This window comes from Martinezella sp. CNPSo 3957 (assembly GCF_057784395.1).
The window spans coordinates 95,850-116,762 of record NZ_JBXSOU010000004.1 but is presented as its reverse complement, the minus strand read 5'-3'; the positions used below and the strand labels follow the sequence as shown (position 1 = coordinate 116,762).

General features: G+C 59.3%; 20 protein-coding genes. 13 read left to right on the top strand and 7 right to left on the bottom strand.

The genetic code is table 11. The features are described from left to right. The first annotated feature begins 341 nt into the window (after window positions 1-341). A complete protein-coding gene (locus AC13QE_RS11960) occupies window positions 342-1,031 on the top strand; it encodes a carbonic anhydrase (protein ID WP_112337756.1) in 690 nt (229 codons plus the stop codon). 4 nt (window positions 1,032-1,035) lie between these two features. Then, window positions 1,036-2,562, top strand: coding sequence for a SulP family inorganic anion transporter (locus AC13QE_RS11955; RefSeq protein ID WP_488483833.1), 1,527 nt, complete (start codon window positions 1,036-1,038; stop codon window positions 2,560-2,562). Window positions 2,563-2,663: 101 nt separating this feature from the next. On the opposite strand, the gene AC13QE_RS11950 is transcribed toward AC13QE_RS11955, so the two are convergent. Next, window positions 2,664-4,598: a methyl-accepting chemotaxis protein gene (locus AC13QE_RS11950; RefSeq protein ID WP_488483832.1), complete on the bottom strand. Its 1,935-nt coding sequence runs from the start codon at window positions 4,596-4,598 to the stop codon at window positions 2,664-2,666. A 586-nt stretch (window positions 4,599-5,184) separates the two neighbouring features. Here AC13QE_RS11950 and AC13QE_RS11945 point away from each other — a divergent pair. Further along, complete coding sequence (locus AC13QE_RS11945) at window positions 5,185-5,961, top strand: SDR family oxidoreductase (protein WP_488483831.1); 777 nt, start codon at window positions 5,185-5,187, stop codon at window positions 5,959-5,961. Between the two features lie 48 nt (window positions 5,962-6,009). On the opposite strand, the gene AC13QE_RS11940 is transcribed toward AC13QE_RS11945, so the two are convergent. Together AC13QE_RS11940 and serA are read right to left on the bottom strand one after the other, a co-directional pair. Next, the gene (locus tag AC13QE_RS11940) at window positions 6,010-6,564 is read right to left on the bottom strand and encodes a hypothetical protein (RefSeq protein ID WP_488483830.1); all 555 of its coding nucleotides are present in this window, start codon (window positions 6,562-6,564) and stop codon (window positions 6,010-6,012) included. Window positions 6,565-6,682: 118 nt separating this feature from the next. Further along, entirely contained in the window at window positions 6,683-7,921 is a 1,239-nt protein-coding gene (gene serA / locus AC13QE_RS11935; RefSeq protein ID WP_488483829.1) for a phosphoglycerate dehydrogenase, read from the bottom strand. Window positions 7,922-8,153: 232 nt separating this feature from the next. Between serA and AC13QE_RS11930 the strand changes: the two genes are divergently transcribed. Beyond that, window positions 8,154-8,408 (top strand): type II toxin-antitoxin system ParD family antitoxin, encoded by a 255-nt coding sequence (locus AC13QE_RS11930; RefSeq protein WP_132720249.1) that lies wholly within the window; start codon window positions 8,154-8,156, stop codon window positions 8,406-8,408. Beyond that, a complete protein-coding gene (locus AC13QE_RS11925) occupies window positions 8,398-8,748 on the top strand; it encodes a type II toxin-antitoxin system RelE/ParE family toxin (protein WP_488483828.1) in 351 nt (116 codons plus the stop codon). The genes AC13QE_RS11930 and AC13QE_RS11925 overlap by 11 nt, the downstream gene beginning before the upstream one ends. A gap of 117 nt (window positions 8,749-8,865) precedes the next feature. Here AC13QE_RS11925 and AC13QE_RS11920 read toward each other — a convergent pair whose 3' ends face one another. Beyond that, the gene (locus AC13QE_RS11920; protein ID WP_488483827.1) at window positions 8,866-9,612 is read right to left on the bottom strand and encodes a glucose 1-dehydrogenase; all 747 of its coding nucleotides are present in this window, start codon (window positions 9,610-9,612) and stop codon (window positions 8,866-8,868) included. 147 nt (window positions 9,613-9,759) lie between these two features. On the opposite strand from AC13QE_RS11920, the gene AC13QE_RS11915 reads away from it, so the two are divergent. Beyond that, window positions 9,760-11,256 carry an aldehyde dehydrogenase family protein gene (locus tag AC13QE_RS11915; RefSeq protein ID WP_488483826.1) on the top strand — a complete coding sequence of 499 codons (1,497 nt, stop codon included), beginning with the start codon at window positions 9,760-9,762 and terminating at the stop codon, window positions 11,254-11,256. Window positions 11,257-11,259: 3 nt separating this feature from the next. Here the strand turns inward: AC13QE_RS11915 and AC13QE_RS11910 are convergent, their stop codons facing one another. The 3 genes from AC13QE_RS11910 to AC13QE_RS11900 all read right to left on the bottom strand — a co-directional run bounded on the left by AC13QE_RS11910 (window position 11,260) and on the right by AC13QE_RS11900 (window position 13,315). After that, a complete protein-coding gene (locus AC13QE_RS11910) occupies window positions 11,260-12,156 on the bottom strand; it encodes a LysR family transcriptional regulator (RefSeq protein WP_488483825.1) in 897 nt (298 codons plus the stop codon). A 192-nt stretch (window positions 12,157-12,348) separates the two neighbouring features. Beyond that, window positions 12,349-12,657 (bottom strand): hypothetical protein, encoded by a 309-nt coding sequence (locus tag AC13QE_RS11905; protein WP_488484104.1) that lies wholly within the window; start codon window positions 12,655-12,657, stop codon window positions 12,349-12,351. A gap of 184 nt (window positions 12,658-12,841) precedes the next feature. After that, window positions 12,842-13,315, bottom strand: a complete 474-nt coding sequence (locus AC13QE_RS11900) for an Lrp/AsnC family transcriptional regulator (RefSeq protein WP_132720243.1) — start codon at window positions 13,313-13,315, stop codon at window positions 12,842-12,844. Window positions 13,316-13,461: 146 nt separating this feature from the next. Between AC13QE_RS11900 and AC13QE_RS11895 the strand changes: the two genes are divergently transcribed. The 7 genes from AC13QE_RS11895 (at window position 13,462) to AC13QE_RS11865 (ending at window position 20,693) form a co-directional block, all read left to right on the top strand. Continuing rightward, on the top strand, window positions 13,462-13,758 hold the full coding sequence (locus tag AC13QE_RS11895; protein ID WP_488483824.1) for a hypothetical protein: 297 nt from the start codon (window positions 13,462-13,464) through the stop codon (window positions 13,756-13,758). Further along, on the top strand, window positions 13,743-14,879 hold the full coding sequence (locus tag AC13QE_RS11890) for an acyl-CoA dehydrogenase family protein (protein WP_488483823.1): 1,137 nt from the start codon (window positions 13,743-13,745) through the stop codon (window positions 14,877-14,879). The genes AC13QE_RS11895 and AC13QE_RS11890 overlap by 16 nt, the downstream gene beginning before the upstream one ends. Window positions 14,880-14,983: 104 nt before the next feature. Beyond that, a complete protein-coding gene (locus tag AC13QE_RS11885) occupies window positions 14,984-16,213 on the top strand; it encodes a thiamine pyrophosphate-dependent enzyme (protein WP_488483822.1) in 1,230 nt (409 codons plus the stop codon). A 2-nt stretch (window positions 16,214-16,215) separates the two neighbouring features. Beyond that, complete coding sequence (locus tag AC13QE_RS11880) at window positions 16,216-17,229, top strand: alpha-ketoacid dehydrogenase subunit beta (RefSeq protein ID WP_488483821.1); 1,014 nt, start codon at window positions 16,216-16,218, stop codon at window positions 17,227-17,229. Next, on the top strand, window positions 17,230-18,528 hold the full coding sequence (locus AC13QE_RS11875; protein ID WP_488483820.1) for a dihydrolipoamide acetyltransferase family protein: 1,299 nt from the start codon (window positions 17,230-17,232) through the stop codon (window positions 18,526-18,528). Between the two features lies 1 nt (window position 18,529). Further along, window positions 18,530-19,927 carry a dihydrolipoyl dehydrogenase gene (lpdA, locus tag AC13QE_RS11870; protein WP_488483819.1) on the top strand — a complete coding sequence of 466 codons (1,398 nt, stop codon included), beginning with the start codon at window positions 18,530-18,532 and terminating at the stop codon, window positions 19,925-19,927. 358 nt (window positions 19,928-20,285) lie between these two features. Beyond that, entirely contained in the window at window positions 20,286-20,693 is a 408-nt protein-coding gene (locus tag AC13QE_RS11865; RefSeq protein ID WP_184369952.1) for a hypothetical protein, read from the top strand. Window positions 20,694-20,913: the final 220 nt, after the last annotated feature.

Genomic DNA, 20,913 nt, shown 5'->3' with positions numbered 1-20,913 from the left:
GCGTGCGCTGACCGATGGGCAAACTTGGAATAGGGCAGAAGCGATGCGGCAACCGAAGCATTCCGCATCGGTAAAGAGCGTGACTGCCGCGCCGATTGACGCCGTTGGAACGAAATCGGTTCGTTCCGGCGCGGGCGCACAATATGGATCCCAGGTCGATTCAAACCATCTCACAGTTCACTCACAAGAATTTTATAAATTAGATTCGCCTAAATTCATTTCCGCTATTTTCTTCCGGTCACCCGTTCCTATCTCGCACTTGCGAAATGATCGCGCATTCCAACCCGCCGGGCATGGGTACGCCCCCTGCCTGCCGTCCGGCCCATCACAAGGACTCGACAATGGGTGATTTGCTCAAGGGTATCTCCAGCTTTCGCGGAGCCGTATTTCCCGACCATCAGGCACTTTATCGCAGGCTGGCGGAGGAGGGACAGCAACCACAAGCGCTGATGATTTCCTGCGCCGACAGCCGGGTGATGCCTGAAACGATCACGCAATCCGGCCCCGGCGAACTTTTCGTTTGCCGCAATGCCGGAAATATCGTTCCTCCGTTTTCCACCGCCAATGGCGGCGTGTCATCGGCGATAGAATATGCCGTCGTCGCGCTGGGCGTTCGCGATATCATCGTCTGCGGGCATTCCGATTGCGGCGCTATGAAAGGGCTTTGCTATCCCGATCTCCTGAAGCCGATGCCGAATGTTGCTGCGTGGCTGAAACACAGCCATGCTGCCCATTCGATCGTTTGCGAAGCCTATCCTGGCGATCTGCCCGAGCGCCAAAGGGTCCGCGCCATTGCCATGGAAAACGTCGTTGTTCAGCTTGACCATCTGCGCACGCATCCTTCGGTCGCGGCCAAGCTGGCGACCAACGACATTACCCTGCATGGCTGGTTTTTCGACATCGAGACCGGGGAGGTGCTCGTTTATGACGGTGCCGCCGCTCGGTTCACGGATATCAACGAGGACAGGCCCTTGCCCGTCGCCGTCACCGGTCGTGGTCGTCCGCATGTGATGCCGCAAGCTGCGGAGTAGGCCGATGATGTCAAGCTCTGTTCTTTCGCGAGACTTCCCATCGTCGGTCGTCGTGTTTCTCGTCGCCATACCGCTGTGCCTTGGCATTGCCGTGGCTTCAGGCGTTCCGGTGGCCATGGGCCTCATTTCAGGCATTGTCGGCGGCATCGTCGTCGGCCTTTTGGCCGGATCTCCACTTCAGGTGTCAGGGCCGGCGGCGGGACTGGCCGTGATCGTCTTCGGCTTCGTCGAGCAATATGGTGTTGCCATGCTCGGGCCGGTTCTCATCGTGGCGGGATTGCTGCAGGTTATTGCCGGATTCCTGAAGATCGGATCGTGGTTTCGGGCAATTTCGCCTGCGGTGGTCCACGGCATGCTCGCCGGGATCGGCATCCTCATCATCCTTGGCCAGGTCCATGTGCTGATGGGGGCAAGACCTGCTGCCGGCGGCATCGAGAACGTCACCGCCATGGAGCAGACCCTTGGTCGCGTATGGGGCGCCGGACTGACCCGAGAATCGGTTGCTCTCCTCGTGGGGTTGATCTCCTTGCTCGCCATGGTCGCCTGGGAGAAGTTCAGGCCGAAGCCATTGATGCTGGTGCCCGGTGCTCTGGTGGGGGTTGCTGCCGGCACGATATTGACCGCCGGCATGAAGCTGCCGATCGCCAGGGTGGAAGTACCGTCTTCTCTCATCGACAGCATTTCGCTGCCGACGCTTGAGGGTTTTGCCAGAATGGCCGAGCCCGGTATCATCTTGGCGACGTTGGTCATCGCCGTGATCGCCAGTGCGGAAACGCTGCTCTCGTCCGCCGCCGTCGATCGCATGCATGATGGCGTGCGAACCCGCTTCAACAAGGAGCTGTTTGCGCAAGGTATCGGCAATGGGCTTTGTGGTTTGCTTGGTGCACTGCCGATCACGGGTGTCATCGTCAGGTCGTCCGCCAATATTCAGGCAGGCGCGCGCACCCGGGCATCTGCCGTGCTGCATGGTGTTTGGATCCTTGGGCTGGTGGCATTTCTGCCGCAGCTCCTTGCAATGGTGCCGCTGACGGCGCTTGCCGCAGTGCTGCTGGTGACGGGATGGCGGCTGATCAGTCTCCATCATGTCCGCCACCTCTTCGATCATCACGGCTGGGTTCCCGTCGGGATATGGACCGCGACGGTGGCGATGGTGGTGCTTCAGGACCTGCTCGTCGGCGTGGCGCTCGGCCTTGCGCTGTCTATATTGGAAATCCTTCCCTATCTGCGTCGCAAGCTCGCCATCGACAGATTGGAGGATGATGAAACCATCCATCTCGACCTCGTCGGGGTGGCGACATGCAAGGATGTTCCCGCCCTGCTGAACACGCTGGAAACTCTTCCAGAGGGTCGCAAGATCAGGATTGCCGGCGCTCGCCTGCATTATCTTGACCACACGAGCGCCGAAACCCTGCGTGAATGGCTAAAACGGCAGAAAAAATCGGGACGCCTGGTCGAAATCGAGCATCCGCCGATCGGACGCCATCGACGGCTGAAGCCGATCTTTGAAAAGCTATCGGAAGAGGTCGCGTGACCGTCGGCTAGAGATGACGGCGGGAAGGAAGCCACATCCTTCCCGCGATCTTCAATTTTGAAACCTGGCAATCCTTCAGTGACGGACCGAACCCCGCAAGGTCAAAACTCTTCCCCGGACGGCGATGCCGCAGTGGCAGCGCCGGAGCCTCCGAATGCGCCGGCAATCTTGGCTCGCAGCGAGCGTGCCGGCGATGCGGCAGGGCTGGAGCGTTCGGTGGCTGCAGCCGGTCTGGCATGCGAGCGCCCCTTCTGCAGATTGAACTGACCGAGAATCTCGTTCAGCGCCGTCACCTCCTTGGCGAGGCTGTAGCTGGCAGCCGTCGATTCCTCGACCATGGCCGCATTCTGCTGCGTTCCCTGGTCGATGCTGTTGACGGCCGTATTGATCTCCTGCAGGCCGGTCGCCTGTTCGCGGGCTGCTTCGACGATCGCCCGTACATTGCGATCGATTTCCTCCACCTCCTTGACGATCTGCTGCAGAGACTGCCCGGTTCTGGTGACGAGATCGACGCCGCTGCCGACCTGCTGACCGGATGTGGAAATGAGCGCCTTGATCTCCTTTGCCGCCGTGGCGGAGCGCTGGGCGAGTTCGCGGACTTCCTGCGCGACGACGGCAAAACCCTTCCCCGCGTCACCGGCCCGCGCCGCCTCGACGCCGGCATTGAGCGCCAGCAGGTTCGTCTGGAAGGCAATATCGTCGATGACGCCGATAATGTTGGAAATTTCGCCGGAGGATTTCGAGATCGCCTCCATTGCCGAAATCGCTTCCTGCATGACTTCGCCGGATTTTTCGGCGCCGACGCGCGCCCGCCCGACCAGCGAACTTGCCTCTTCGGCACGCCGCGTGGAATCCTTGACGGTCGTGGTGATCTCCTCGAGTGCTGCCGCCGTCTCTTCGATTGAGGCCGCCTGCTGCTCGGTGCGTTTGGAGAGGTCGTCGGCTGCCGACCGGATCTGATTGGCGCCGGCGGCAATGGCCTGGCCACCTTGGCCGACCGCGACAAGGGTCTCCTCGACCTTCTCCATCGAGGCGTTGAAATCCATCCTTAGACGATCGAGATGGGCGACGAAGGGCTTCTCCAGGCGATAGGTCAGGTTGCCGTTCGAGAGCTCTCCCAGGCCCTGTGCCAGACTGTCGACTGCAAACTGCGCCTCGGCGGCATCCTTGGCCTTCTGCGCCTCGCGTTCCAGCCTTTCCCGTTCGGAGAGGCTGCGGCCATCGGCGGCTTCCTGCTCCAGGCGCAGACGCTCGATGGCACTGTCGCGAAAGACGGCAACGGCCGCCGCCATATGACCGACCTCGTCCTTGCGCTCGATCCCTGAAACAGGCTCGGCGGTATTGCCGTCCGCGAGCGATACCATACGCGTTCGCAGCCGTTCGATGGGAGCGGCAATGCCGCGTGCCGAAACGAGGATGGCGATTGCAATGGCGGCAGCAAAGAGAAGGCCGAGCGCGATCAACGCGTCGTCGATGGTGCTGCTTGCTTGTTCCGCCAACATGTTGCTCTTGTTGTTGAGGGATTTGTTGAACGCGTCGAGCCACTGACGAATAGAAACGACCTCGTCATTGATCATCGGATCCACCTGCTTCAAGAGCGTGGAGGCGCTGTTGTTATCGTCTATCAGGCCGGCTTTCACGGCTTGGTCTGTAAGAGCGATGATGTCATTCGCCCTTGCGACGAGCTTGTCGATTGTATCTGCTTCTGTCGGAACCATTTGCCTGGCGTTTGCGAAACGCTGCAGAAGTACTTGCTTGTTCTCCTGATAGTCCCTGGAGAACGCCGCCATTTGCGGATCCCCCGCTTGATATTGTAGAATCTGGTAGGCGTTGTAACTCATGGCGGTCACGCGCTGGCTGGCTCTGGACATCTCCACCGCTGCCGTTTCGTCCTTGGCGATAAAATTCGAGTAGGTGCCAACCGTGTCCCTGAACTGGTTCGAGACGACGAGGACACCTGCGATCCCGATCAGGCAGATCGGGATTAAGATCGTGAGGACTTTCGTCTTGATCTTGGCGTTCTGGAGAAATGACATGGCTTGTTTCGCTCTCGAAAGGGTCGGCAACGCTAGGACGATTGAAGAAGGGCAAGTGCCAGCGAATGACCTGCTCTGGATAATGGGGGCATTACAGAGAGGGAGCATCCTGCTCGTCGCATCTCGGCGCTGTTCTTTCAAAATCTATAACCAAGCTGACAAAACGGTTAATCCTGTTCGATATTGGTCCAGTTGAACGAAAATACTGCCACAGATATAGAATATATAATTCTAAATTACTCTGTAGTTGTGCCTCTGTTTTGTTTCCAGCGGCTCTCGATTGGAAAATTGCGAGATGGAATGCCGAACAAAATTCCAGATGGACTTTGCATGTCAGATACACTCGTCGAGCTTCGTCATAGGGTCAGACGTTCTGAAGCCGACATCCCCCAAGATGCCTAAAGGAAAGTGCGGGTGTCGGAAGTTGCAGGCGCGGCTGCTGCCGTGGGGATGCATTATTCCGGAACATTTCCCATATCCACGAGTTTCGAATAGCTCAATGGCGAGAGCCGATACGAGCGCAAAGGCTCACCCTCCCGTGCTCCCGTTCCTCGCCGTCAATGCTAAGCCAGCTGGAGGTTCGTCAATGAGTTCTGCCGTTGCCCTCGTCACTGGAGCTGGCTCGGGGATTGGAAGAGCGACCGCATTGGCGCTTGCGGAGGATGGTTTTGCAATTGGTGTGCTGGGACGCACGCAGGAAGAGATTTCCTCTACATTTGATGAGATTTCCGCCAGGGGCGGGGAGGCGGCCACCCTCCTCGCCGACATTTCGGATGAACATCAGCTATCGGCAGCCGTGAAAGAGCTTGTCGTGCGCTTCGGCCGGCTGGATGTCGTAGTTGCCAATGCCGGCATCAACGGAGTCTGGGCACCGATCGACGATCTGAGTCTTTCGGAATGGAATGACACCATTTCGATCAATCTGACCGGGACTTTCCTGACCATCCGCGCAACGGTGCCGGAGCTGAAACGCTGGGGCGGCGGCTCGATCATCGTCGTCTCCTCCATCAACGGAACCAGGACGTTCACGACCCCAGGCGCGACGGCCTATACCGCCACCAAAGCGGGGCAGGTCGCCATGGTGCAGCAGCTGGCTCTCGAACTGGCCCGGCATCACATACGCATCAATGCGGTCTGTCCCGGTGAAATCGAAACCAATATCGATGCGAATACTAGCCTGCGCAAACGCGACGAAACATCGATCCCCGTCATCTGGCCCGAGGGCCAGGTGCCGATTACCGGTGGTCGGCCGGGCCGAAGCGAAGATGTGGCCGAGGTGATCGCTTTCCTGGCGTCCGATAAAGCCCGTCATATAACCGGCTCGCCCATCTGGGTGGATGGGGGGCAGGGTCTGCTGCGCTAGCTGGCAGAGGCCAGGACTGCCGATGTTGCGGCAGCCCTGCAAATGCTCTCAAGACCGGCAGACGAGAGCGTAAAGGTCATGCATGCCGCTGCCTGAGCCAAAGCCGATTCGAGCCTCCTCATTATCTGCTTGCGGATTGGCGAGCTCGCTCTTCAGCTCAGACGCATTTTGCGGGAAGATCGGCACATCAGCCATCACACCGCATTTAAGATAATATCCCGCGTAGAAGGGCTGCCCCTGCTTTTCGGTGCTGGGCTGGCGTACAAGCAACATCAGCATGCCGTCTTTGCGTTTTGCGACGGTGAGATAGAATTCGCCATCGTGCGTCAGCGCAAAACTATCTTCGTTTGGGACCGGTTTCCAAGCCTTTGCTTTCAAGTTGAAAACCTGCTCCGGCGCGACCAGCATCTCGAAAGATCCCTTACCGGAAGGTTCGCCTGCATGTGAGGCAGCGCCTGTGATGAGGGCACCGATGAATGCGGTGGCGAACAAAACTGCACTTTTCATTAAAATTCCTCGCTTGCGTTGTATAGCCTGTACGGATGAACGCAAGGGAAGTATTTCAAAGTGCAGCTTTGTCAAGACGAGCTGTTCAAGTCCCATGGCGTCGCCTGCCTATGCTCGCACAGCGTGTGGGCTAGGGCAGTTAGCGGCGCCATCTGGCGATCAAGCGAGGGATAGCTGGAGAATGCCAATCGCCCATAGGTGTCAATAAAAGGTGTCAGTAAACCAATCGCGCTCTTATCGTTCCGGGGATCTGGCGGAGTATGTCGAGTATTTCATTCGCCGTTTGGCCGACGCCTTCCACTTCGATAACCACGTAGCCCGTGTCGCCGTGGGTCTGCAGGAACTCGCCGACGATATTCAACCCACGCGATGAAAAGATCGTATTCAGGCTGTTCAGAATCCCCGGGCGGTTTTCGTGAACATGGATGAAACGCGTGCCGTTTGGACGTGGCGGCAATTGAACTTGGGGGAAATTGACCGCGCCCAGCGTCGAGCCGATATCGGAATATTCCACAAGCTTCCTGGAAACTTCCCTTCCGATCCGCTCCTGGGCTTCTTCGGTCGATCCGCCGATATGCGGCGTCAGGATCACATTATCCAGCCCTTGCAGCGGCGTTTCGAAGCGTTCCTTGTTCGATGCCGGCTCCTTGGGGAACACGTCGACTGCTGCGCCTGCGAGATGCCCCTCTTTCAAGACCTTTGCAAGAGCCTCAAGATCGACCACGGTGCCGCGGGAGTTGTTGATGAAGAAGGCGCCCTTTTTCATCCTGCGCAGCTCGGCCTCAGTGATCATGTTCTGGGTCGAGCTGGTTTCGGGAACATGCATTGTTACGAAATCCGAGATTTCGAGCAGCTCGCCGAGCGAAGCCATGGATTCCGAATTGCCGTGGCGAAGCTTGTCCGACGGATCGAAGTAGCGAACGTTCATACCCATGCTTTCGGCAAGGACGCTCAGCTGTGAGCCGATATTGCCGTAGCCGACGATGCCAAGCGTTTTCCCACGCGTCTCGCGACTGCCTTCGGCGGATTTGTCCCATCCGCCCGCATGAGCGGAAGTCGAACGCGGGAAGATCCGCCTGGTCAGCATGATGATTTCACCGATGACGAGTTCGGCGACCGAGCGCGTATTCGAATAAGGAGCGTTGAACACCGGGATCCCGCGCCGACGAGCCGCATCCAGATCGACCTGATTCGTCCCCACGGAAAAGCAGCCGACCGCCATGAGCTTCTTGGCGGAGCTGAAAATCTCTTCTGTCAGCTGTGTACGTGAACGAATGCCGATGATGTGTGCTTCGGCGATATGGTTCTTGAGATCCTTGTCGTCGAGGGCCTTCGGCAAATGCGTGAGATTGACGTAGCCCGACGAGGCAAAATAGTCCACCGCGCTCTGACTGATCCCTTCCAGCAGAAGGACTGAAATCCGATCACGAGGAAGAGAAAGTTGTCCGCTCATTGAATTACCTTCGATAGTCGAATTCGATTAGGCCGACGCCGCTCGCCGCCACGACCACATGACTTAGACCATCCAAGGGACAGCGCAAGAACAAACTCAATTCGCTCGGCGGGAGGAGCTTTGTTTCCAGCAAGTCACCATGGTGATGGGTTTACTTTCGTCCTCTCGGGTTTGATTGACGGTTGCGCTGCTACTGAGTTGTATATTGCCCAGCAATAAGGAGTGAAATGAGGTGTCGGTAAAAGCATCGGTCTCAATTTCCGACCAGCAGGATGCCTTTGCGAGAAAGCTGGTCGAAGAGGGGCGCTTTTCAAGCCTGAGCGCCGTCGTGCAGCATGGAGTTGAACTCGTTCGCGAAGAAGCCGAGCTTGCGGCCTTGAAAGCTCTGATGTCCGAGCGTCAGGCAGGTGATTTTCTGACGTTGGAGGAAAGTCGCCGGCGGACCCAGGAGTTGATCTCCTCCAAGAAGGCATCTCATGGTCTTTAAGGTCGGGCGTTCCGCCGACAGCGACGGGGACTTCGGCCTGATCTTCGACCATCTGATCGAATCCTATATTGCGCTTGGCGATCCGCTGACTGACGCCTTCGATCGTGCTGCAGCGCGCCTTCACGCGATCGAAGCCGACATGGAAGCACTTGCCCAAGCGCCATACCAGGGAACGCTTCTGTCCTCCGTGGCCCCGGGCTTGCGGCAGGTTACCAAGAACCGAGCCATCTTTTATTGCGACCTCGACGAAGAGAGGCAAGTTCTCCGAGTGCTTGCCATCTTTTTCGGCGGGCAAGACCACCTGCGGCGGTACCTGACGCGGCTTGGCAGGGCGGAATAAGCACCGAATGCGAGCACGGTTCGTTCTCGCACCACAAAACGCCAGATGAATTTCATCGACTGCCGATAGCGGTTCAATGCAATCGGGCAAGCCGCTCGCATAGAATCGTCGGCCTCTTCAGATGCACTTGCCGCCATCGACATTGAGATCGACGCCGGTGATCATGCTCGCTTCGTCCGAGCAGAGGAAAGCGGCAGCGTTGCCCATGTCCGCGGGTGTCGAAAGCCGTCCGATCGGAATGGTGGCGACGATCCGTGCCCGGCTTTCGTCGCTGTCGGAGCCGATGAACGTCGAGAGCAGTGGCGTATCGCCGGCGACGGGATTGATGGCGTTGACGCGAATTCCGAAGGGCGCAAGCTCCACGGCCATGGCGCGGGTGGCGGCGATGCCCCACCCCTTCGATGCATTGTACCAGGTGAGATTGGGGCGAGGGGAGACGCCACCGGTCGAGGCAATGTTCAAAATGGCGCCATGGCGCTCGGCCTTGAAATGCGGCAGCACCGCGCGCGCACCATTGTAGATCGAGCGGATGTTGACATCGAAGATGCGCTCGAACAGGCCTTCATCCATATCCTCCATCGGCATCGGCGGCTGTCCGACACCGGCATTGTTGACGAGGATGTGCAGGCCGCCGAACCGCTCCAGCGCAAGATCCCTTGCGGCGGCGAGGCTGTCGAGCGTGGCGACATCACCGGCAAGCGGTGCGACAGATCCTTCGTGCTGCGCCGCCACCCGCTCTGCTGCCGCAAGGTCACGATCGACGAGCACGACCCGCGCGCCTTCCTCGATGAATTTCCGGACGATCCCTTCGCCGAAACCCGACCCGCCACCCGTGACGATCGCCACTTTTCCCACAAGACGCATATCAAGCTCCTCCATTTGCTCCAGCATCGGATAACTCGGAGCGATTTCACAGTCCGATTATCTGAACGCCTTTTTAGCTTTCTTTATTTGTATTGTAGCCGTCTGATAGTGAATATCGACGACAGAATGAAGCTGGGAGGCCGCGCCATGACATTGACTTTCGACGCCAAGCAAATGGCGGCCGAGCTTTACGACGGCGGCTTTCGGCCAATGTTCATCGGCGGCCAATGGGTTGCCGCCCAATCCGGCGAAGTCAGCGAGACCTACAATCCGGCTACCGGCGCGGTCCTTGCGACGGTTCCGCTGGCCGCACCCGCCGATGTCGACCGCGCCGTTGCCGCGGCGCGAAGGGCTCTGGAGGGGCCGTGGTCGAGGTTCTCGCCCTATGAGCGCCAGACGCTGCTCCTGAAAATCGCCGACTTGTTCGAAGAAAACTGGGAGCGTCTTTCGGTTTCCGACACGCTGAACATGGGCATGCCGATCACCCGCACGCTCGCCAACAAGCGGCGGGTCATTGGCATGCTGCGGTTTTATGCCGGCATGGCGACAGCCCTTCATGGCGAGGTGATCGACAATTCGATACCCGGCGAGATCGTCACCTTCACCCGTCGGGAGCCGATCGGGGTCGTTGGCGCGATCATCCCCTGGAATGCACCCACCGCCGCATCGATCTGGAAGATCGCTCCGGCGCTGGCGACAGGCTGTACGGTGGTGCTGAAACCTTCGGAAGAGGCACCGCTCACTCCGTTGCTGATCGCCAAACTCATGCAAGAGGCCGGCGTGCCGGACGGCGTGGTCAATATCGTCACCGGCAAGGGATCGGTCGCCGGCGCCCGGCTGGCCGAACATCCCGACGTCAACAAGATCGTCTTCACGGGGTCCACCGCCACCGGGCAATCGATCGCTCGTGCCGCGGTCGGTAATCTGAAACGGGTTTCGCTCGAGCTCGGCGGTAAGTCGCCGGTGATTGTCTGCCGTGATGCGGACATAGACCGGGCCGTGCCCCTCGCCGCCATGGCAGTCTTTGCGCATTCGGGGCAGATCTGCATCGCCGGCTCGCGCTTGTTCGTGGCGCGCGAGATCCACGAAGAATTCGTCGCCAAGGTCGGCGAATTTGCCCGTTCGCTGCGGATCGGCGACGGGATCGAAGCCGACACCGATATCGGACCGCTGATTTCGGCTCGCCAGGCGCAGGTCGTCGAGAGCTTCATCGCATCCGGGCAGAGCGAAGGCGCCGCGTTGGTCGCGGGTGGCACGCGCCTTTCGGGCGCGCTCTACGACAAGGGAAACTTTATCGCCCCGACTGTATTCGGTAACGTCAAGGACGAGATGAGGATCGCCCGCGAGGAGATCTTCGGGCCGGTCATTTCGGCGATGCCCTTCGACACGATCGAGGAAGCCGTCGAGCGCGCCAATGCATCGCCCTATGGACTTGCGGCTGGCGTCTTCACCCAAAATCTCGGAATGGCGCACAAGCTGGTGCGCCGCATCAAGGCGGGCTCGGTCTGGGTGAACATGTATCATGCGCTCGACCCGGCCGTGCCGTTCGGCGGCATGAAGATGTCCGGCTACGGTCGCGAAGGCGGCATTGAGCACCTGCACGAATATCTCGAAACCAAGGCCATTTGGATACAGACGGACTAGTGCTCAGCATTCACCGCGCAAATCGGTGCGGATGAGCGCGATAAGTTGCTCGGCGTAGCGCTGCTGCACATAGCCACGGCTCGTAATGATGCCGACAGCTCGGCGGGCATTGGGATTGTCGAGCGGCACGACGCGGACGCGGCTATCGACATTCCGCCCGAGTGCGATGCCCGGCACGATCGATACGCCAAGCCCGGACGAGGCAAGCGCCAACGCGGTCTGGGCGCTCTCGACCTCGTATTGGACATTGAGTTCGATGCCTTCCTCGCGCGTCAGCCGATCGACGAGGCCGCGAACGGCGGTCTTGCGATTGAGCATGATCAACGGGAACTGGGCGATGGCGTCCAGCCGGATTGTCTTTTCACCGGTGTATAGCTCTTCGGGAATGCAGGCGACCAGCGGATCGTCGATGATCGATTCGAAATGGAAGTCGTTGAGATTGGGTACCTCCGGGCCGATATAGAACTCCACCTCCTGCTGCTGCAGCATGACGAGTGCTGCCTGCGGCGGCGTTTCCTGCACCTCGACGACGCTGCGCGGATAGCGCAGCTTGAAGGTCGATAGGATGTCCCCGAGCCGGCTGGTGGCAAGCGTCGGGGCGCAAGCGATCTGGATTTTCCCTTTGCGGCGCGCGGCCAGTTCCGTCAACTTGTCGAGGCTTGCCTGCACATCGGCCATGGCGCGCCCGATCTCCTCGAACAGCGCCTGGCCCTCGTTGGTGAGATTGACCCGCTGCGGCGTGCGCGTGAACAGGCTGATGCCGATCTGCTCCTCAAGGTCCTTGATCTGCATGCTCACTGCGGAGGGCGACCGGTTGCTTTCTTCCGCGGCCTTACGAAAACTTCCGGATTCCGCTGCAAGAAGAAAGGTTTGCAGCAATTTCAGATTGATATTTGGCATGATTGTTATGGTCTCATTTGCGCCGATCGATGCCGATCGACCCCTCCGAGCCCGAGCATATTCCGCCGTCTGATCATGACAAGGCAGCCCGCAGAAAAAAGCCGCTTGCAATGACGGTGCAAGCGGCCTGAAGGTCAATTTGGGAGGGGATTAATGAAAGGCGGCAAACATGATTTTCTCTTCGGACGCATCCTATGCCATCATCTCTTCGGCAACACGGCCGCGCTTAACCACGAGAATACGATCGGAAACGGCCATGATTTCCGGCAGGTAGGAGGAAATGACGACGAAGCCCATGCCCACCGCCAAAGTGCCGAGGATGGACACATTTTTCAGGAGGGCAATGATGTTGCCTTCCGACAGAAAATTGTTGAGGCTGATGGAGAAGATCAAAAACAATAGGGCTGAAATGCCGACGACAACGGCCTCCTGGCTCAGCTTGATAGGCCTCTTGAGCGTACCGCCGTTCGTCGTGCCGGCGCTCTTGCTGCCGCTCACCATATGCCACCCCTCGAGCGCGAGATCGTTCCTCGTCTGGTCCTAGATCCTCCGCTCTCAGCCGGTTGCCGGCCGAGCCTCCGGTAACAACCATCTTCCTTGAATGTTGCTTGAGCAATTTCGTTTTCTGAAACGCTGTTCAGGTCCGAGCGTCGGACAGGCTTTCGACTGCGCTCGCGCGCAAGGATCAATCCGAAAGCGGGGAGACGGAAAGCGAGCGCTTCAGGCAGCCGAGCGTGAAGCTCGAGCGTGAATGGCGCACACCGGGGATCTTGTAGAGCTTCTTTCCGAGAAAGTCCGCATAGCCCTGCGTGCCCTCCACGGCGACTTTGATGAAGTAGTCATATTCGCCCGTGGTCAGGTAGACCTCCATCACTTCGGGAAGGGCAGCCATCGCTTTGCCGAAATTGGCCACGGCTTCGTCGTCATGGCGATCGAGCGTCACTTCCAGGAGGACGGTTTCTTTGACCCCCAACATGCTTTGGTCCAGAACAGCGGTGTAGCCGGCAATGTATCCGTCGCTTTCGAGACGGCGAACTCGCTGCCAGCACGGCGCGGGCGACAGGCCGACGATTTCGGCAAGCTGGGTATTGGTGAGGCGACCATCCTCGACGAGCGCACGCATGATTTTGCGATCGATACGGTCCAATGGCTTGCTCATGCGATCCTCAAACGAATATTTCGAAAAATAATTATTGAGCAAAATCTTGTTTTTAACAATGGCGTGTTTCCCGCCATATTCGATAAGCAATTTGGGCGGTTCGGCAATAGCGTTCTTGCACGCAGGCAGGATGGCTGGGAGGCATCATGCACACAATGAAATTTTCGACATTCGATCCCTATGATCCGCTTCTGCGTGCGCTCGATCTCTTGCGGAAGATGGGTTTTCGGTTGCTGGCCCTGAATGTCACGCAATCCGCCCCGCTCTATACGATGGAGTTTCAGTTCGAGGTTTGCGGAAACCTGCCGGCACACACTTTCGTTGAACGCCTTCGCCTGAGCTACATCGTCGATCTTACCGTTGTCGGAACCGAAGAAGCGATGCATGCTCGGCACGATTTCATTCCTGCTGAATTGCGGAGCGTATCGTGGACTTCTCTCTAACTGCCGAACAACAAGCTATTTTCGACTTGGCGGCGTCCTTCGCCGCAGAACGCATCGCGCCGCACGCCGCGGCCTGGGAACATGAGGGCACGATTCCAAGGGATATGCTGGAAGAGATCGGCGCCTTGGGATTTGGCGGAATTTACGTTTCGGAGGAGTTCGGCGGCTCGGGCCTGTCCCGGCAGGATGCGGTGCTGATCTTCGAAGCGCTGTCGCATGCGTGCCCGTCAGTGGCGGCCTTCGTCTCGATCCACAATATGTGCGCCTGGATGATCGATACGTTCGGATCGGACACGATGAGATCGGCATGGCTTCCCGATCTCTGCGCTTTTCGCAAGGTGGCATCCTACTGCCTTACGGAGCCCGGTTCGGGTTCCGATGCCGCAGCGTTGCGCACGACCGCGCGCCTTATCGACGATCACTATGTCCTTGACGGTACGAAGGCCTTCATTTCCGGCGGCAATTATTCCGATCTTTATATCGTCATGTGCAGGACAGGCGGCGAGGGTGCCAAGGGTATTTCAGCACTCGTCGTGCCGAGCGGCAGCGAGGGCATGAGCTTCGGCGCCTTCGAGCGAAAGATGGGCTGGCGCGCCCAACCGACGGCGCAGGTTCATTTCGATGCTTGCGAAGTTCCGCTCGAAAATCGGCTGGGCGAGATCGGAGCCGGGTTCCGCTATGCGATGAAAGCCCTGGACGGGGGACGGTTGAACATTGCCGCCTGCGCGCTCGGCGGAGCTCAGTTCGCCCTCGAAAAAGCGGTCACCCATATGCGTGAGCGCCGAGCGTTCGGTGCCGCACTGAGCAGTTTTCAAGCGCTTCAGTTCAAGGTGGCGGACATGGAAACTGAGCTCCAGGCGGCAAGGACGCTGTTGTATCAGGCGGCCTGGAAGCTCGACGGCAATTCCCCCGACGCATCCAAATTCTGTGCCATGGCCAAACGGTTTGTGACGGATACCAGCTTCGATGTGGCCAATGCGGCGCTGCAATTGCACGGGGGCTACGGCTACCTGGAAGATTACGGCATCGAGAAGATCGTCCGCGACCTGCGTGTGCACCAGATCCTGGAAGGCACCAACGAGATTATGAGGCTGATCATTGCCCGTCATATTTTCGATTGATGCGGATACGGGATGCCGGCCTCATCGGGACCGAAATTCTCTATCGGGAAGATAGCTTTCTGGAAAAACGGCGCGGGAATTTTGTCGGACGTTGAGGAGAACCGATGACTGGGAACAAGCTCTCACTGACCATTCCGGAGCCGGAGTTCCGTCCCGGCGACCAGCCGGATTTTTCCCACTTCGATGTTCCACGCGCTGGCGACCTCCGGCGACCCCCGGTGGATGAAGCGCCGGAAAACATGCGTGATCTCGCTTTCGGCATCATCCGCGTGCTTGATGACGACGGGCAGGCCCGCGGTCCCTGGGCCGGCACTCTGACGCCCGAGCAGATGCGTGAGGGGTTGCGCCACATGATGACGCTACGCGCCTATGACGGCCGCATGATGATAGCGCAGCGTCAGGGCAAGACATCTTTTTATATGCAGCATGCAGGCGAGGAAGCGATCAGCTGCGCCTTCCAGCGCGTGCTGGATCAGGGCGACATGAACTTCCCGACCTACCGGCAGGCTGGGCTTCTCATCGCCGCCGGCTATCCGATCGTCGATATGATGTGCCAGGTCTATTCGAACGAGGGCGACAGTGCTCGCGGCCGGCAACTGCCGGTCTTCTATCAATCACGGGCGCACGGTTTCTTCTCGATTTCCGGCAATCTCGCAACGCAGTATATTCAGGCGGTCGGCTGGGCCATGGCATCGGCGATCAACGGCGACACGAAAATTTCAGCGGCATGGATCGGCGACGGCTCGACGGCAGAGAGTGATTTCCATGCAGCACTTGTCTTCGCCTCCACCTACAAGGCGCCTGTCGTCCTGAATATCGTCAACAATCAGTGGGCGATCTCGACCTTCCAAGGCATTGCGCGCGGTGCGGCAAGCACGTTTGCGGCGCGTGGCCACGGATTCGGTATTCCCGCTCTTCGCGTCGATGGCAATGATTATCTTGCCGTATACGCCGTCGCTGCCTGGGCGGCGGAGAGGGCGCGCCGCAATCTCGGGCCGTCGATCATCGAATATGTGACTTACCGTGCGGCCGGCCATTCGACATCGGACGATCCCGCCGGTTACAGGCCACGGCAGGAAGGCGACGTCTGGCCGCTCGGCGATCCATTGAAGCGGCTCAAGGCGCATCTGATCGCCATCGGCGAATGGTCCGAGGAGCGCCACGAACAGGCCGAGGCCGAGATCGCCGAGTATGTGATTGCCGCCCAAAAGCAGGCCGAGGCGATCGGCACGCTGCACGACGGGCGCCATCCCTCGCCGAAATACATGTTCGAAGATGTCTATGCCGAGATGCCGCCGCATCTTGCAGAACAGCGTCAGCAGGCAGGGTATTGAGCATGACGAGAATGACCATGATCGAGGCTCTTCAAAATGCCCATGACGTCGCCATGGCTGCGGACGATCGTGTGGTCGTGATGGGGCAGGATGTTGGCTATTTCGGCGGCGTCTTCCGCTGCACCGCCGGATTGCAGAAGAAATATGGCAAGACGCGATGCTTCGATGCGCCGATCAGCGAACTTGGCATCGTCGGTGCGGCTGTCGGCATGGCCGTCTATGGACTGCGCCCCTGTGTCGAGATCCAGTTCGCCGATTATATGTATCCGGCCTACGACCAGATCGTGTCGGAGGCAGCACGGCTGCGATACCGGTCGGCCGGGCAATTCTCCTGCCCACTCGTGGTGCGCATGCCGACCGGCGGCGGCATTTATGGCGCCCAGACGCACAGCCAGAGCCCGGAGGCGCTATTCACCCATGTGGCGGGTCTCAAGACGGTGATCCCTTCGACGCCGGCCGATGCCAAGGGCCTGCTTCTGGCGGCGATCGAGGATCCGGATCCGGTCATCTTTCTCGAACCGAAGCGCCTCTACAACGGTCCGTTCGACGGCCATCATGACCGTCCGGTCGAATCCTGGAAGAAAACCGAGCATGGAGAGGTGCCCGACGGCTATTACACAATACCTCTGGGCAAGGCGGCGGTACGGCGAAAGGGGGCCGACCTCACCATTGTCACATATGGTACGATGGTTCATGTAAGCCTGGCGGCCGTTGCAGAGCTTGGGGTCGATGCCGAAGTCATCGATCTTAGAACCCTCGTGCCGCTGGATAAACCGACGATCATGAATTCGGTCAGGATGACCGGCCGCTGCATCATCGTCCATGAGGCGACACTGACCTCAGGCTTCGGCGCCGAACTCGCCGCCTTGATCCAAAAGGAATGCTTCTATCATCTTGAGGCACCCGTCGAGCGTGTGACGGGCTGGGACACGCCGTATCCGCATGCCGCCGAATGGGAGTATTTCCCCGGACCGCGCCGCGTCGCAGATGCGATCGCCGCTGTCATGGAGGCGTGAATGGCCGAGGTGACTATAAAATTGCCGGATGTCGGCGAAGGCGTTGCCGAAGCGGAGCTCGTCGAGTGGAATGTCCGGATTGGTGAAGCCGTTCGCGAAGACCAGATTGTGGCGGCCGTCATGACCGACAAGGCGACGGTTGAAATTCCATCGCCCGTGAATGGCACAATCGCCTGGCTGGGTGGGGAGATCGGCCAGCATCTGGCCGTCGGCGGCCCGTTGATGCGCATTCTCGTAGAAGATGCCGCAGGTGCCGACATAGTTGATCGCGATGCGGAAGCCGGAAGCGCAGCTGGAATTACGGTTGATTCCGTGCCCGAGTTTTCTTTGGAGGGGACAACTGCCGCTCCACCAGCACAGGTGGACCAATCCCCGACCCCGCCGCCAGCCTCGCCGAGACGCGCCGGTCCCGTGGCGGATCACGCCCGCAGTGAAGTGCCGCTGGCCTCGCCCGCGGTCAGGCTGCGCGCCAGCAACGCCGGCATCAAGCTCGCCTTCGTGCGGGGTTCGGGGCCGGGTGGGCGCATTACCCATGAGGATCTCGACGCCTATATGACCGGCGCCGCTCAGCACAAAACTGCCCACCTCGAGCCCGTTGATGCGGTGCGCGAGATCAAGGTTATCGGTCTGCGCCGCAAGATCGCGGAACGTATGGCCGAGGCCAAACGGCACATACCGCATATTACCATCATTGAGGAAGTTGACGTCACCGCACTTGAAGATCTGCGTGAGAAGCTCAATGCGGAGCGTCGGGAAGAGCAGCCGAAACTCACTATCCTGCCGTTCTTGATGGCAGCGATCGTCAGGGCCGTCGGCGAGCATCCCGCGGTCAACGCCCATTTCGATGACGAGGCGGAGGTGATCCGTGAACATTCAGCCGTGCATATCGGCATCGCGACGCAGACGAAATCGGGTCTGATAGTTCCGGTCATCAGGCATTGCGAGCGCCGCACGCTGTGGCAATCGGCGGAGGAACTCGGCCGCGTTGCCGAGGCAGCGCGGAACGGCACGGCCACGCGCGAGCAGCTGACAGGATCGACCATCTCGATCTCCTCGTTGGGACCACTCGGTGCGGTCGCGACGACGCCGATCATCAACCGGCCGGAAGTCGCCATCATCGGCGTCAACCGCATGGACGTCAGGCCAAAGTGGAATGGCACCGATTTCATCCCGCGCAAGATGATGAATCTGTCGTCAAGCTTCGATCATCGCGTGATCGACGGTTGGGATGCCGCCGTCTTCATCAACCGGCTGAAGAGCCTCATCGAAACGCCGTCGCTGATCTTCGTGGAGAGATGATATGTCCGATCTGAAGACAAGGCTGCTGATCATTGGCGGTGGCCCTGGCGGCTATGTCGCGGCCATCCGCGCCGGCCAGTTTGGCATCGACACGATCCTCGTCGAGAAGGACGCGCTTGGCGGCACTTGCCTCAATGTCGGGTGTATCCCATCCAAGGCCTTGATCCATGCCGCCGAGGAGTTTCATACCCTTTCGCGCGCGGCTGCCGGCGTGTCGAACACCGGCATTCGTTCCCAAGGCGTTTCCATCGATCTCGCGGCGACCGTCGCCTGGAAGGATCGCATCGTCAATCGGCTGACGGGGGGTGTCGGAACGCTGCTGAAGAAGGCGGGTGTCAAGGTCGTTTTCGGGACTGCGCGCATCATCGACGGCAAGTCTGTCGCGGTCGGAGAAGGCCTGCAAAGACAGATAATCACTGCGGAAACGATGGTCATTGCCAGCGGTTCAACCCCGATAGAACTTCCCTTCCTGCCTTTCGGCGGCGATGTCCTCTCATCCACGCAGACGCTGGCATTGAGCGAGGTACCGAAAAGTATCGCCATCCTCGGCGGCGGTTATATCGGCCTGGAAATCGGCACGGCGCTTGCCAAGCTTGGCAGCACCGTCACTGTGGTCGAGGCGGCCGAACGGATCCTACCGCAGTATGATGAAGAGCTGACACGGCCGGTCGCCGCACGGCTCAAGCATTTGGGCATCGAGGTCCGCACCGGAACGGTCGCCAGGGGGCAATCGAAGGATAGGCCCGGTGTGATCGTGGAAAGCGCGTCCGGGCCGGAAAGCGTCATCCCTGCGGATAAGATTCTGGTCACGGTCGGCCGCAGGCCGGCGCTTGCCGGCTGGGGGATCGAGGAACTCGGGCTTGCGATGGACGGTCCCTATCTTCGCATCGACGACCGCTGCCGGACTTCGATGCGCGGCGTCTATGCCATCGGCGACGTTACCGGCGAGCCGATGCTCGCGCATCGAGCCATGGCACATGGCGAGATGGTGGCCGAAATCGTCGCCGGACGATCCCGCACATGGGATAAGCGCGCAATTGCTGCGATCTGCTTCACAGATCCGGAAATTGTCAGCGTCGGCCAATCGCCGGATCAGGCGCGCTCGTCTGGTGTCGAGTACAAGGTCGGCACATTCCCCTTCCGTGCCAACGGCCGAGCGATGACGCTCGGGCGAGAAGACGGTTTTATCCGCATCGTCGCCCGGGCAGAAAATAATATCGTGCTGGGTATTCAGGCGGTAGGTGCGGGCGTATCGGAACTCGCGGCTTCCTTCGGGCTTGCCGTCGAGATGGGGGCTCTGCTTGAGGATGTTGCCGGCACGATCCATGCCCATCCGAGCCTCGGCGAAGCCCTGCAGGAGGCAAGCTTCGCTGCCCTCGGCCAGGCCATACATGTTTGACGGTTGCCGCCCCCTACATTGAACTGATGTTTTCTCAGGAGGAACGGCGCGCAAAATAAACACTTATTCCGTCAAGCCAACCTGTTGCCACAAGCTGTGGTTCGTCTATCTATGCTTGCAGCCAGAAGGGCCAGGGTTGCATTTATGGCGCACACATCATCCGAATTCATCTACAATTCCTCGACACGTAATTTTACCGAGAAAGACCGGTTTCATATTTGGATGAAAGACATGCCTTTCCAACGCTATCCGGAATCGACTGACAGATCACTGCGCAGTCGCAAAACTCAGTCGTTGCCGCGGCTTGAGTCATCATCGAAGTATCTATCAGTATATTCGTCAAAAGAGGAAACTCACCTTGCGTAAGGTCATCTGTGCTTCTGCCTTCGTCGCCCTTTCATTCACACCCGCAGCTGCCAGCGTATGTTCGCAGCATTATCAAAGCAGCGGCGTTCCTCTCGTCACCGGTGTGACCTACAAGACTTGGATGGAGTTTCCCTCCATCAGCCCTGCCGCGGCCTTCGACAAGGTATCGAGAGCCGTTCTTGCGGAAGGCTTTGTGGATGTGAATGTCGAGAAGCAACTCGGCACGCTGACGGCACAGCAGGAGACGTCCGGCTCAGGTCGCCCGCAGACATTGCGCGTCGTCGTCCGCAAAACCGGCAAGGGCAGTCGCGTCGATGCGGTTTTCATGGTGCCGCAGGGGCAGGTTGCCCCCAACATGAGCGACAATCTCTGCCGCGTCGTCAACGCCGTGGCTGACTAGGCCGGAAGCGAATGGGTAATGGGAGCGCCTCTGCTTGCATGCTAAGTCGCAAGCTGGCTGAGGCCTGCTCCGCACCCATTCGGTTATTTGCCGATGTCTTCGCGCTGAATTGACGCCATTTAGAAGCCTGTCCTATTCGCTGTCAGCTGTAGACGCGTCTTTGCGTGTGCAGCGTAAGCCCGAGCACGATGCGGCTTCGGCCGTTACTGCTCGGCTATGG